The 13,696-nt window shown below is 34.4% G+C and carries 11 protein-coding genes; 4 read left to right on the top strand and 7 right to left on the bottom strand.

Annotated features, from left to right (window positions below; all coding sequences use genetic code 11):
* Nucleotides 1-98 precede the first annotated feature (98 nt).
* The 6 genes from ICJ85_RS07925 to ICJ85_RS07950 all read right to left on the bottom strand — a co-directional run bounded on the left by ICJ85_RS07925 (nt 99) and on the right by ICJ85_RS07950 (nt 8,282).
* Nucleotides 99-1,283 carry an aspartate aminotransferase family protein gene (locus ICJ85_RS07925; RefSeq protein ID WP_188223258.1) on the bottom strand — a complete coding sequence of 395 codons (1,185 nt, stop codon included), beginning with the start codon at nt 1,281-1,283 and terminating at the stop codon, nt 99-101.
* Between the two features lie 6 nt (nt 1,284-1,289).
* Complete coding sequence (locus ICJ85_RS07930; RefSeq protein ID WP_188223259.1) at nt 1,290-3,497, bottom strand: OstA-like protein; 2,208 nt, start codon at nt 3,495-3,497, stop codon at nt 1,290-1,292.
* 150 nt (nt 3,498-3,647) lie between these two features.
* A complete protein-coding gene (locus tag ICJ85_RS07935) occupies nt 3,648-4,925 on the bottom strand; it encodes an adenylosuccinate synthase (protein WP_188223260.1) in 1,278 nt (425 codons plus the stop codon).
* A gap of 12 nt (nt 4,926-4,937) precedes the next feature.
* The gene (locus ICJ85_RS07940) at nt 4,938-5,390 is read right to left on the bottom strand and encodes a Fur family transcriptional regulator (protein WP_188223261.1); all 453 of its coding nucleotides are present in this window, start codon (nt 5,388-5,390) and stop codon (nt 4,938-4,940) included.
* A gap of 26 nt (nt 5,391-5,416) precedes the next feature.
* Nucleotides 5,417-7,639: a RelA/SpoT family protein gene (locus tag ICJ85_RS07945; protein ID WP_188223262.1), complete on the bottom strand. Its 2,223-nt coding sequence runs from the start codon at nt 7,637-7,639 to the stop codon at nt 5,417-5,419.
* Between the two features lie 70 nt (nt 7,640-7,709).
* Nucleotides 7,710-8,282 carry a non-canonical purine NTP diphosphatase gene (locus tag ICJ85_RS07950; protein ID WP_188223263.1) on the bottom strand — a complete coding sequence of 191 codons (573 nt, stop codon included), beginning with the start codon at nt 8,280-8,282 and terminating at the stop codon, nt 7,710-7,712.
* A gap of 123 nt (nt 8,283-8,405) precedes the next feature.
* On the opposite strand from ICJ85_RS07950, the gene hpf reads away from it, so the two are divergent.
* Nucleotides 8,406-8,705 carry a ribosome hibernation-promoting factor, HPF/YfiA family gene (hpf, locus tag ICJ85_RS07955; RefSeq protein ID WP_188223264.1) on the top strand — a complete coding sequence of 100 codons (300 nt, stop codon included), beginning with the start codon at nt 8,406-8,408 and terminating at the stop codon, nt 8,703-8,705.
* Between the two features lie 2 nt (nt 8,706-8,707).
* On the opposite strand, the gene rlmH is transcribed toward hpf, so the two are convergent.
* Nucleotides 8,708-9,181 carry a 23S rRNA (pseudouridine(1915)-N(3))-methyltransferase RlmH gene (rlmH, locus tag ICJ85_RS07960; protein WP_188223265.1) on the bottom strand — a complete coding sequence of 158 codons (474 nt, stop codon included), beginning with the start codon at nt 9,179-9,181 and terminating at the stop codon, nt 8,708-8,710.
* 127 nt (nt 9,182-9,308) lie between these two features.
* On the opposite strand from rlmH, the gene nadC reads away from it, so the two are divergent.
* The 3 genes from nadC (at nt 9,309) to priA (ending at nt 13,683) form a co-directional block, all read left to right on the top strand.
* On the top strand, nt 9,309-10,169 hold the full coding sequence (gene nadC, locus ICJ85_RS07965) for a carboxylating nicotinate-nucleotide diphosphorylase (protein WP_188223266.1): 861 nt from the start codon (nt 9,309-9,311) through the stop codon (nt 10,167-10,169).
* A 112-nt stretch (nt 10,170-10,281) separates the two neighbouring features.
* A complete protein-coding gene (locus ICJ85_RS07970; protein WP_188223267.1) occupies nt 10,282-11,220 on the top strand; it encodes a YihY/virulence factor BrkB family protein in 939 nt (312 codons plus the stop codon).
* Between the two features lie 6 nt (nt 11,221-11,226).
* Entirely contained in the window at nt 11,227-13,683 is a 2,457-nt protein-coding gene (priA, locus tag ICJ85_RS07975; RefSeq protein ID WP_188223268.1) for a replication restart helicase PriA, read from the top strand.
* The last annotated feature ends 13 nt before the right edge of the window (nt 13,684-13,696 follow it).

Below are 13,696 nucleotides of genomic sequence, written 5' to 3' on the forward strand. Positions count from 1 at the left end.
CCGCCAAGACTTAAATGTTTTTAACAAAGTAATGAACAGCTAAGGAGTTTCTTTGAAAAATTAAGTTGTTTGTTGAGAGTTAGTCGTTTGTCGATGTTTTAGCTTTCAAGAATATCGTCTAAAATGGAAATTATTATAGAACAGCCTTTAATTATCTCTTCTTCTGAAATGGTAAGTGGTGGCGTAATTCTTACTGCACGACCTTCGAACAGTAACCAGAAGAGAATTAAACCAGCCTCCTGACTCTTTAAAACAAGCTTATTTGCTATATCTGCAGATTGCATTATTGGAGCCAGCATGAGACCTTTTCCTCGGATTTCTGTAATCAGCGGATGTACTAAAAGCTTTCTGAAAAGTTGTTCTTTTTCCAATGCTTCTTCTATCAAATTGGTTTCGGTGATTTCCTTCAGTGTAGCTAAAGCCGCCGCAGCAATAACCGGATGACCACCAAAAGTAGTAATGTGACCCATTTTAGGATTGTCCATTAATAAATCCATGTGTTCACTTGAAGCTGTAAAAGCACCAATAGGCATACCGCCTCCAAGACCTTTACCCATAACCACAATATCTGGAATACAGTTGTAATTTTCGAATCCGAATAATTTTCCGGTTCGACCAATACCTGGTTGAATTTCATCTAAAATAAGAACCGCGCCAACCTCGTCGCAACGATTTCTTACTTTTGTTAAATAATCATTTTGAGGTTCAATAAAGCCTGCACCACCCTGAATGGTTTCTAAAATAACACCAGCTGTTTTGGTTGTTATTCTTAAAAGATCTTCTTCGTTATTGAATTCTATAAAACGAATGCCCGGTAATAGGGGTCTGAAGGCTTGTTTGCGTTCTTCGTAGCCCATAACGCTCATAGAACCCATGGTGTTACCATGATACGCTTTTTTAGCCGCGATGAGTTCACTTCTACCTGTAATACGTTTAGCGAGTTTCAGAGCGCCTTCAATGGCCTCAGTGCCAGAATTGGTTAGATAGGTTTTGTCTAATGGTTCAGGGAGGTTGTCAGCGATAAGTTTACACAAATCTATGGGGGCTTTTTGAATGTACTCACCGTAAACCATAACGTGCATATACTTATCAAGCTGCTCTTTTATGGCATTTACAACTTTTGGATGGTTATGGCCAAGCGGCGTTGCAGAAACACCTGAAACAAAATCTAAAAACGAATTGTTATGCGTGTCGTAAATATAGCTCCCTTTAGCATGTGATATTTCCATAGCCAATGGAAATGGTGAAGTTTGGGCTTGATATTTTAAGAAGTCTTGTTTCACTTATAACTATTTGTTTATTGTATAACCGATATTTTTTGGAATTTTGTTAGTTCCCTCGGAGGATTTTTTTAAATACATTTTTATGGTATAATCCAAAATCGTATTGGTGCTTGAAGCTAAATTAAAGCCGTTAAAATAACCAATAAAAAGTTGCAGAGAATTAACTCGAGAATAATAATCTATATTCTTCTGGGAAGATGTCATTATCGATTCATATAAATTAATTACGCTTTTTCCTTCTTTATAAGTTAAGGATATTGGAAAGTTTATAGGATTCCAGTCAGTTAAGCCTTTTAATATTTTTATTTGGTTTAGATTATCACTTGATATTCCTTTTTGTAAATCTAAAATAAATGTTTTATCTAAATCCTTCAATTCTTCATAGTTAAATTCTACATAAATCCCCATGACTATTGAATTTGGGATACCGACAGTTTTAACAATATTAAATTTGGTTTTGCTAATTTCGTCGAAAGTGAATGGCTCTCCTCCTTTTAAAGTTATTTTGGTAAAAGGTACGTTAGAATAACTTTTTTCAAGTGCATTATCAATCCGCTCCATCATCTCATCATTAAAGAAATCGTCCTCCGGAATGTAATCTTCAAGACCTTGAATTTTAGGGAGTACTAAAGGTTCATCTTCTTTAAATAAATCTTCAACTGTTTGTGGACGTTCATCTTCACGCCAGTCAAAACCTTTGAGGCGTTTGTCCTTGTCAAGATATTTAGATTCCGGAGGGAGTGTACCATCCACCTGGTTAAATCTTGTATATTCTTCAATGTCGCCATTAGCAAACAGGATAGAAATACTTCCGGATTTCGCTTTGTCAATCCCTACTAATTCCTGTTTGTCATTACGAACGTAAAAAATAGATTGCGCATTTTTGGTAATATCTACAGTACGTAATTGGTTTTCATTATCAAATTGCCCGAGTAACTTTAGTCCATTAATTTGGTTATAACCATCGTCGCTTAAAGTGTCTTTACTGATGATAAACGCATTATTGAATACCAGTAGCGAATCTAGTTTTTCTGTTTTAGTATTTGAAAATAGATGTATTGTGTCACCTGTCATCTGGCTTTCGGCATTCCACATGATAGGTTTCTTGGTGGTAGAAAATTTATCTGAAGAAGATAATCTATTCAGGTTGATTAATTGAGTAAGCCCTGTTTTTTGGTTAGAATGGATAGAATCTGCTTTTCCGCTTAAATCCGTTTTAAAAATTTTTGCATTGTAATATGCTCTTAAAATACGTTCATCTGGTTTGCCGGTAACCATGATTTTATCTGCATGCATATAGATAGAATCATTCTCCTGTTTAGTGATGGCTAGGGCACGTTTTGTGATAAAAATAGAATCTTTTTCTTTAAAAACTTCAGCATAATGCCCTTTAACAATAGTTTTGTTTATGGTGTCGGTAACTTTTATGTTATTGGTAGCTGAGGCAAAGCTTATGTTATTGTCGAAATATAAACTATCCCCTTCAATAATACGGTTGTCGTAATCGATTCTGGACTCTTTTACAGCGTAACCGGTTTTAGTTTTAGTATCGTAAAACCCCTTTTCACAATAGGTTTTACTGTTTTCTGTTACAATGGTTGAAGGACCGTATAAATAGGCTTTACCTGTATCGGAATAAAAGTCGAAATAATTCGAATTAATAACAGCGTCGTCACTTGTTAACACAACATCATCGGTAAAACGATACTTTTTTTGCTGCATTAAATAACGTCCTATTTTACTGGTAATGGTTCCGGAGGTGTCTTTTACAACGGTACCACCGCTTTTGTAAAACGCTTCTTGATTGATACGGTCGAAATATAAAGTGTCGCTTGAAATCGTGGAATTGGGGTCTTTTAAAACTACATCACCACTGGCAAAAGCTAATTCAGAAATCCCACTATATTCAATATATTTGGCAGACATATTTATGGTATCACCTTGAATCATTTTTACATTTCCGAAGGCTTCAATAAAGTTTTCTTTACCATATCTAATAGCTTTATCACACCACAAATCGGTTCCATTATGGTATAAATGGACTTGTTGAGAATCATCTCTTGTTAAAATGGTTGCTCCGGGATAATTTGCTTCATCACGATTAAGCCTACCTGAATATTTAATATCAATTTGTCTTTTATCTTGAGCAGAGCTATTATCAATTATAAATAAGCACAAGACAAGTAATAAATATATTGGGGTTGATGTTTTCAATATTAAAAAGTTTGTAGCAAAAATAACGATATTTCTAAAGTTTAATTGTTTTGTTTCAAAAAACGCTGCAAAATATCTAAAGTATATTTATTAAATAAGAAAAGACCACTTAATAGTGGTCTTTTGTATTTTAAATAGAAATAAAATGAATTATTTATCTCTGAAAATTGTTTGTTTTCTATCTGGTCCTACAGAAACGATGGTAATCGGAATTTCTAATTCTTTTTCTAAGAATTCGATGTAATCGTTTAATGCTTTTGGCATTTGAGAGGCATCTGACATTTCTGTTAAATCTTCAGCCCAACCTTCAACTTCGGTATAAATAGGTTCGATGTTTTCAGGATCAATATTATAAGGGAAATGTTTAATAACGTCTCCTTTATACTTATATGCAGTACATACTTTAAGCGTTTTAAACCCAGAAAGCACATCGCCTTTCATCATCATTAATTGGGTAACACCGTTAACCTGACAAGCATATTTTAAAGCCACAAGGTCTAACCAACCACAACGTCTTGCACGACCTGTAGTTGCACCAAATTCGTTACCCACGCGGCTCATAGTTTCACCATCTTCATCGAATAATTCTGTAGGGAATGGTCCGGAACCAACACGTGTAGTATAGGCTTTAAAAATACCGAATACCTCACCAATTTGGTTAGGCGCCACACCTAAACCAGTACAAGAACCAGCTGCAGTTGTGTTACTTGACGTTACGAATGGGTAAGTTCCAAAATCGATATCTAATAGAGACCCTTGAGCGCCTTCAGCTAAAATGGTTTTACCTGATTTTTGTGCTTGGTAAACATATTCTTCAGAATCTATAAAGGTTAATGTTTTTAAAACTTCGACAGCTTTAAAGAATTCAGCTTCTAATTCTTCTAAATTATATTCAATTTTTGCATCGTAAAATTCAATCATAGATTCGTGCTTATCGGCTAACGATCTGTAACGTTCTTGCCAATCACTTAATTCTAAATCACCAACACGAATACCGTTACGTCCTGTTTTGTCCATGTAAGTTGGTCCAATACCTTTTAAAGTAGAACCAATTTTAGCTTTACCTTTAGAGGCTTCACTAGCAGCATCTAGTAAACGGTGCGTTGGTAAAATAATATGTGCTTTACGAGATATTACTAGAGATTTTTTGTAATCTACATTTTGCTCTGCTAATTTATCCAGCTCGCCTTTAAAAATTACAGGGTCTATAACTACTCCATTACCAACTAAATTAATAGTGTCTTCGTGAAAAATTCCAGAAGGAATAGTATGTAAAACGTGTTTTTTACCGTTAAAAACTAAAGTGTGTCCTGCGTTTGGACCACCTTGAAAACGCGCAATAATGTCGTAGTTAGAGGTAAGTACGTCAACAATTTTCCCTTTGCCTTCGTCACCCCACTGTAATCCTAGTAGTAAATCTACTGCCATTTTAAATATAAATTATTTAGTTGCTTTTCTATTTCCGTAGAAATAAAGTGAATGATTATTAATTTCGATATCGAAAACTTCTTCGATAGTTTTTTTGATAGACTGAATTCTTGGATCGCAGAATTCAATAACTTCACCTGTATCGGTTAAAATAACATGGTCGTGTTGCCTATCGAAATATGATTTTTCGTAATGTGCTTGATTTTGTCCAAACTGGTGTTTTCTGACCAAGCCACATTCCAGAAGTAGTTCTATGGTGTTGTAAAGCGTTGCGCGAGATACACGATACTTTTTGTTTTTCATATTAAGATACAGAGACTCGATATCAAAATGTTCTTTGTTATTGTAAATCTCTTGTAATATAGCATACCTTTCGGGCGTTTTACGGTGTCCGTTGGTTTCTAAAAAGTTAGTAAAAACACTTTTTACTATTTCTTGATTTTTTGTATCTGCGCTTGCGTTCATAATTTCGTTGCAAATTTACACTTTTTTTACACTCTAGTAACCTTATCTATACCATTAATTTTTCGAAGTTTTTCTAATAACTTTTTAAGAAGGGTATTATTCTTGACAATTACGTTAATTTTTCCTGAGAAAATACCGTCGTTACTTTCAAAACTGATGCTCTTCATGTTAACGTGCATGTTTTCAGAAATGATTTTAGTAACATCGTTTACCAGACCTATATGGTCGATACCCGTAATAACGATAGTAGCTAAGAATTCCTGTTGCGAAGAATCAATCCACTTTGCAGTCATAATTCTGTAGGCGTAGTTGGATTGTAAGCTTAAGGCGTTCGGGCAATTTTTCTTATGGACTTTAATGCCTTCAGAAACCGTTAAGAACCCAAACACATCATCACCAGGAATCGGATTACAACAACTAGAGAGTTTGTAATCTAGTTTTTCTTCCTCTTTACCAAAAACCAGTAAATCATAATTAGAAGTTACTTCATCTTTTTCTATTTCTTCCTTGCTTACTTGCTGTGGTTTTCTGGTGATTTTATTCTTAATGAAATTCATTAAGGTATTGCTTCTAGACGCAGCAAAATCTTTTAGCATGGTATTGTCTATAGTCCCAATACCTACACGATAGAATAAATCCAGACTGGTTTTAAGTTTAAAGTAATTTACCAGTTCGTTTATGGATGCTTCATTAAGCGTGATTTTTAGTTGTTTTAATTTACGCTTAAGAAGTTCTTTTCCATCTTCGCCAATACGTTTTTTATCTTCTCTTAAGGCGGATTTAATTTTACTTCTGGAGCGTGCCGTGGTAGCATAATCTAACCAGTTGGCGGTTGGTTTCGCACTTTCAGAAGTTAGAATGCTTACCTGATCGCCACTTTTTAGTTCGTAACTAAGAGGGACTAATTTTCCATTGACTTTAGCGCCACGCGTTTTCATACCAACTTCGGTGTGAATACTGAATGCAAAATCTATAGGTGTTGCTCCTTTAGGTAGCGACTTTAATTCTCCAGCAGGGGTGAAGACAAAGATTTCTTTAGAGTATAAGTTAAGTTTGAACTGCTCAACAAAATCTACAGCATTAGTTTCTGGATTTTCCAGAGCTTCTTGAAGTTTGTTAATCCAATCTTCAAGGCTATCCTCTTTTTCGTCTGCTTGTTTATATTTGTAGTGTGCCGCATAACCTTTTTCGGCAATTTCATCCATACGTTCACTACGAATTTGTACTTCTACCCACCGTCCTTTAGGACCCATTACCGTAATATGTAAGGCTTCGTAACCTGTGGTTTTAGGAGATGAAATCCAGTCGCGAAGGCGAATAGGGTTGGGGCGGAAGTGATCGGTAACAATGGAGTAAATTTTCCAGGCTAGGAATTTTTCATTAGCAGCATCACTTTTATATATAATACGGATAGCAAACTTATCGTAAACTTCATCAAAGGTTACTCCTTGTTTAATCATTTTCCTTCTTATGGAGAAAATAGATTTCGGTCGTCCTTTAATGGTGTAATTTAACTGTTCGCGATCTAATGTTCTTTTAATCACATCACTAAACTGAGCGATATATAAATCCTGCTCTTCTTTACTTTCTTTTATTTTATGAAGAATATCATAGTATACATCCGGCTCGGTGTATTTAAGACCTAAATCTTCTAACTGCGTTTTTATGTTATATAAACCAATGCGGTGCGCTAGGGGCGCGTATATGTATAGAGTTTCTGATGCGATTTTTTCCTGTTTATCGGTACGCATCGAATCCATGGTTTGCATATTATGCAAACGGTCGGCAATTTTTATAATGATAACACGAACATCATCATTAAGTGTTAACAACATTTTACGGAAGTTCTCTGCTTGTAGTGAAACATCCATATCTTGTTCTTTACTTAAAGACGATATTTTAGTTAAACCGGCAACAATAGTGGCTACGGTTTTTCCAAATAAACGCTCGATGTCCTCGATTTCGTAATCGGGACTGTCTTCAACGACATCATGCAATAAGGCAGCGGCAATAGACGTGGCGTCTAATCCGATTTCCTGAGCGACAATTTTAGCAACAGCAATCGGGTGAAAAATATAGGCTTCACCTGATTTTCTACGTTGATCTTTATGACCATCTAAAGCAACATCAAAAGCTTTACGAATTAATTTTTTATCGTCGTCTGTAAGTGTTGTGTAACTAACTTTAAGTAACTCTTTGTAAGCCTTGGTTATGGCTGCATTTTCTTTTTCTATTTCTTCCTCTGTCATATCTTAAAAGTAACATAAAGAATATTAACAACCAATAGCAGTAATGCTTTTTTTAGGTTGATAGCTGTGATTACGAATTTAAAAATTTAACAAGCTGCGATACAGCATTTCCGCGGTGGCTGATGCTGTTTTTAACGCTTAAATCGAGTTCGGCAAATGTTTCGGTGTAACCCTTTGGTTTAAAAATTGGGTCGTAACCAAAACCTTTTTCTCCGTGTTTTTCTGTAGTGATTTCACCTTTGCAGATTCCCGTAAACGTATGAAGCTTATCGTTTAAATAAAGTGCAATTACAGTTTTAAATTGGGCTTGTCTGTTAGTTTTATTTTTTAAGTTGTCGAGTAGCTTATCCATATTGTCGTTAGAATCACGTTGTTCACCAGCATAACGAGCAGAAAATACTCCTGGTTCTCCGTTTAAAGCGTCAACTTCTAATCCGGTGTCGTCGGCAAAACAATCGTAACCGTAATGTTGTTTAATGTATTCGGCTTTTTGAATGGCATTGCCTTCAATGGTATCTTGTGTTTCCGGAATATCTTCATGACAATCAATATCTTTTAAACTTAAAAGGGTAATGTGTTCTGGAATTAAAGCCTGTACTTCTTTTATCTTATTTAGGTTGTTAGTGGCGAAAACCAATTTCATACGTTAAATTTTTAGGTTCAAAAATAAGAGTATTACGATTAATTAGATTATATTACATGACAAAAATCATTATAATTCAATAACCATACTCTTAAATTTGAGTATTAATAAAAACAATATATTATGACTGTAAATTTTCAATATGTAGGTGTAGATGTAAGTGAAACCCTTTCGGCTTTTACAGAAGAAAAATTAAGTAAAATTTTTAATCGTTACGAGTTCTTAATCAGTGCTACGGTTTATTTTAAAATAGATGATAAAGAGCACGAAACTGGGAAAATATGTAATATAGAATTGAGTGCTCCAGGACCACGATTATATGCAACGTCTATGGAGAAAAATTTTGAAGTAGCGGTACGTGCAACTATTAGCGATTTAGAACGACAGTTAGAAAAACGAAAAGAACTTATGAAAACACATTAGTCTTATCGGTGGTGATACGGTTCATTTCTTAAAATTGTAAAACCACGGTATAGCTGTTCGGTAAAAAATAAACGAATCATTTGATGGGAAAATGTCATTTTAGAAAGTGATATTTTCCCATTTGCTTTTTGGTACACCTCGTCTGAAAAGCCATAAGGTCCACCAATAACAAATACCAGTTGTTTGATGCCGGAATTCATATGTTTTTGCAGATAGTTTGAAAAAGCAACCGAATCGAATTGTTTGCCATTTTCATCCAGTAAAATTAAAGCATCGGTATTATTAATCTTACTTAATATAAGTTCTCCTTCTTTTTCTTTTTGCTGAGCTTCACTTAGGTTTTTTACATTTTTTATATCCGGAATAATATCCATCGAAAATTTAATGTAAAACCCTAATCGCTTCTGATAATCGTCTATAAGTGCCTGCAGATTCTTACTATCTGTTTTTCCTATGGCAATCAATTTTATCGTCATAAACGCAAAATTACTATTTACTATTTATGATTTATGAATTTAAAACGTAAAAAATTAAAAAATCGTAAATGGAAAATTTAGAAAAGTGAATCAATTTCTTATTTTTGTTGCAAACCAACAATAGATTATGATAACACAAGAGCAGTTTGATCAAGAAGTCAAATCGATAATCGCTAATGCTATTAGAGAAGATGTAGGAGACGGAGATCATAGTTCATTAGCTTGCATTCCGGAAAACGCTAGAGGTAAGGCCAAATTACTTGTAAAAGACAAGGGGATTATTGGAGGTGTTAACTTCGCGAAAAAGGTTTTTGCATACGTAGATAAAAATTTAAAATTAGACATTCTAATTGAAGATGGATCTGAAGTGACATACGGCGATGTTGTAATGTACATAGAAGGGCCTTCAAGATCAATTTTAAAAGCAGAGCGTACCGTTTTAAACGCCATGCAGCGTATGAGTGCTATTGCAACTAAAACCCGCATGTTTGTAGATTTAGTAAAAGGTACTAATACTACGATATTAGATACCAGAAAGACAACACCTGGTATTCGTGTTTTAGAAAAATGGGCAGTAAAACTTGGTGGTGGTGAAAATCACAGATTTGCATTGTATGATATGATCATGCTTAAAGATAACCATATTGATTTTGCTGGAGGTATTACCAATGCTGTTGAAATGACAAAACAGTATTTAAAAGAAACCGGCAGAGATTTAAAAATTATGGTTGAGGCCAGAGATTTAGTTGAGGTTCAGGAAATATTAACGTTAGATGGGGTGTATCGAATTTTATTAGATAATTTCGATTATGAGGATACTAGAAAAGCAGTGAAAATGATAGGAGATAAATGTTTAACAGAATCTTCAGGTAATATTAACGAATCGACAATTCGTTTTTATGCAGAGTGTGGCGTGAATTTTATTTCATGTGGTGCCTTAACACATTCTGTGCATAACATGGACTTAAGTTTAAAAGCTATAAAGTAGTTTAAACGTTTAAACAGTAGTGAAATAAAGACTTTTATAAACACCAATACTTTTTTAAGTATTGGTGTTTATATTTTAATAACTTTGTTATAAACGATAAAAGAAGTTATTAATGACAAAACCTATTGAAGACAAATTAGAAACAATTCCTGTTGTAAATGTCTTTGTTCGGTTTTTTAAGAAAATTAAATTACCAGGGTTAGAAGGTTTATCGTTCTACGATTTGTTAGAGTTATATGTCACCGGTATTGTAAAAGGAGCATTAACTACAAGGGCGAGTGCTATCGCCTTCAGTTTCTTTACAGCTCTATTTCCTTTTTTATTATTCGTTTTATTCATTATACCTTATGTTCCGATAGACGATTTTAAAATTGAATTCTTAAAGTTTCTAGAATCGTTTTTACCACCAACAACGTCTGATTTTTTCTTTCAGAATATTTTTGAAAATATAGATCAATCACAAAGAGGTGGTTTATTGTCTTCTGTGTTTGTATTGTCTTTATTATTAATGGCTAATGGGGTAAACGCCGTCTTCTCTGGTTTTGAGAATTCTTATCATGAGCAACTCACTAGAAATGTATTTCGCCAATATTTGTATGCGTTGAGCGTAGCTTTAATTTTAGCGTTGCTATTGATACTTACCATTGCATTCTTAGGGTATTTTCAAATTTACGTGGTACAACGCTTATTCGAAACTTTGCAGAATAAGGGCTACGAAGTAGCATCGCAAAGTGTCTTTTGGGTTAATGTGGTAAAGTATGTGTTTTTTGTTTTTATGGTATATATAGCCACAGCAACTTTGTATTATTTTGGAACGAAAGAAGGTAGGCATTCGCGATTTTTTTCTGTTGGAGCTTTGTTTACTACTATATTAATTTTAGTGTCTTCGTATTTATTTGGTATTTACATTGAAAATTTCAGTCAATACAATAAATTATACGGATCAATAGGCGCGTTATTAATTTTGCTCTTTTATCTGTGGCTTAATTCAAATATTTTACTTTTGGGCTACGAATTAAATGCATCATTAAACAAACTTCGAAAACGCTAATTATTCATGCAGCATTTTATAGATGTTATTATTCCTGTACCGCTACAGAAGTTATTTACTTATAGCATTACAGCAGCTGAATCCGATTTTTTAAAAGTTGGTATGCGCGTGTCTGTACCTTTTGGAAAATCGAAAATTTACACCGGAATAGTTTATAAAATTCATAGCGAAGCTCCTGAGGTCTACGAGGCAAAAGATATTCATCAAATATTAGATGATACGCCAATAATTAATGAACAACAACTACGTTTATGGCAGTGGATTGCGAGTTATTATATGTGTACGCTAGGTGATGTTATGCGAGCGGCTTTGCCAAGTGCTTTTATTTTAGAAAGTGAAACAATTATTTCTAAGAACACGCAAAAGGAGATTGATGAATCTATTTTAAAAGATGATGAGTTTCTGGTGTTTGATGCGCTTCAGTTTCAGTCGTCATTAAAGATTCATGATATTTCCAATATTTTGGGAATTAAGAATGCTTTACCTATAATAAAACGTCTTATAGAAAAGGAGGTTATTTCGGTTGAAGAGGAAGTGTATGAAAAGTATAAACCTAAATTAGTAAGGTACGTTAGACTTCATAACAGTTACACTTCTGAAGTCCATTTGCACCAGTTGTTAGATGATTTAAGTCGTGCGCCAAAGCAGCACAAAGTTATTATGACGCTTTTTTCACTGTCGGCCTCTACCAAAAAACCGATTAAGGTAGCCGATTTAACCAAGGCTAGTGAGGCATCATCATCTATTATAAAAGCTTTAATAGATAAAGGTATTCTTGAAGAATATTATATTCAAACCGATAGGGTAGAGTATAAAGGTGATGGAAACAATGAAGATACAAAACGACTGAATGAAAATCAGGAAGCGGCATTAACAGAAATAAAAGAAGCGTTTAAAACGCAATCTGTCGTTTTATTGCATGGAGTAACGTCGTCAGGTAAAACTGAGGTTTACGTTAAATTAATAGAAGAAGCGTTGGAAAGAGGCGAACAGGTGTTGTATTTACTACCTGAAATAGCTTTAACCACTCAATTAATTACACGACTTCAAAATTACTTCGGAGAACAAGTGTCTGTTTTTCACTCAAAATATTCAACTCATGAACGTGCTGAGGTTTGGAACAATGTTTTAAATAATAGTCACAAAGCCCAGGTAGTTTTAGGGGCACGGTCGTCAATATTTTTACCATTCAACAATTTAGGGTTAATTATTGTAGACGAAGAGCATGAACAGTCTTTTAAGCAATTCGATCCGGCGCCACGATATCATGCCAGAGATACAGCAATTGTATTGGCGCATTTATATCAAGCTAAAACGCTTTTAGGTTCAGCAACACCAAGTTTAGAAAGTTATTTTAATGCAAAACAAAGCAAGTATGGTTTAGTAGAAATAACCAAGCGTTATAATAATGTATTGATGCCCGATATGGAATTGGTTGATATTAAGGACAAGCATAAGCGAAAAAAGATGAAAGGGCATTTCAGTGATCGGTTGATCGAAGAAATGACGGATGCGCTTAGCGAAGGTTTTCAGGTGATTTTATTTCAAAACCGTCGCGGGTTTTCTCCAATTGTGGAATGCAATACCTGCGGACATTCACCACAATGTCCAAATTGTGATGTCAGTTTAACTTATCATCGCTATAAAAATCAGTTGCGTTGTCACTATTGTGGATATGTCATGGCGATGCAGGATAATTGTATGGCTTGTGGAAGTCCGGAAATAGATAGTAAAGGTTTTGGAACCGAACAAATAGAAACTGAGGTAAAAGCCTTGTTTCCTAATTATAAAGTGGCTCGGATGGATTTAGATACTACTCGTGGAAAATATGGTTACGAAAAAATCATTTCCGCTTTAGAACAACAGGAAATTGATATTCTGGTCGGGACCCAAATGCTAACCAAAGGTTTGGATTTTAGAAATGTAAAGCTTGTTGGTGTTATGAATGCCGATAATATGCTGAACTTCCCGGATTTTAGAGCGCACGAACGTAGTTTTCAGTTAATTCTTCAGGTGGCAGGTAGGGCAGGACGAACCGATGTACGTGGCAAAGTATTGATTCAGAGTTATAATCCGCATCATAATATATTACAGCAAGTATCGACTAATGATTACTTGTTGATGTATAACGAGCAAATGGATGAGCGTTATAATTTTAAATATCCACCTATATATAAGCAGATAAAAATTACTTTAAAACACAAAGATTATTTAAATGTAGAGAATGCTTCTATCTGGTATGCGAAATCTTTGCGAAATGCCTTTGGTGATTATGTGTTGGGACCAGAATCACCGCCTGTTGCAAGAATTCGCAATCAGTTTCACAAAAATATATTGGTTAAAATTCCGAAGAAACAGTCGCTGGCTAAAACAAAAGAAGCTATTACTAAAATTAATAACAGCTTCTTGAGTATAAAAGATTTTCGTTCAGTTAAGGTGGTTTTAAATGTTGATAACTTTTAATTGAGAGACGACT

It is taken from the genome of Aestuariibaculum marinum, from assembly GCF_014596975.1.
Taxonomy (GTDB): Bacteria; Bacteroidota; Bacteroidia; order Flavobacteriales; family Flavobacteriaceae; genus Aestuariibaculum; species Aestuariibaculum marinum.

Coding starts and splice junctions, on each gene's coding strand:
- ICJ85_RS07935 (WP_188223260.1), bottom strand. CDS start 4,925: ATGGCAGTAGATTTACTACTAGGATTACAGTGGGGTGACGAAGGCAAA.
- ICJ85_RS07940 (WP_188223261.1), bottom strand. CDS start 5,390: ATGAACGCAAGCGCAGATACAAAAAATCAAGAAATAGTAAAAAGTGTT.
- ICJ85_RS07945 (WP_188223262.1), bottom strand. CDS start 7,639: ATGACAGAGGAAGAAATAGAAAAAGAAAATGCAGCCATAACCAAGGCT.
- ICJ85_RS07950 (WP_188223263.1), bottom strand. CDS start 8,282: ATGAAATTGGTTTTCGCCACTAACAACCTAAATAAGATAAAAGAAGTA.
- hpf (WP_188223264.1), top strand. CDS start 8,406: ATGACTGTAAATTTTCAATATGTAGGTGTAGATGTAAGTGAAACCCTT.
- rlmH (WP_188223265.1), bottom strand. CDS start 9,181: ATGACGATAAAATTGATTGCCATAGGAAAAACAGATAGTAAGAATCTG.
- nadC (WP_188223266.1), top strand. CDS start 9,309: ATGATAACACAAGAGCAGTTTGATCAAGAAGTCAAATCGATAATCGCT.
- ICJ85_RS07970 (WP_188223267.1), top strand. CDS start 10,282: ATGACAAAACCTATTGAAGACAAATTAGAAACAATTCCTGTTGTAAAT.
- priA (WP_188223268.1), top strand. CDS start 11,227: ATGCAGCATTTTATAGATGTTATTATTCCTGTACCGCTACAGAAGTTA.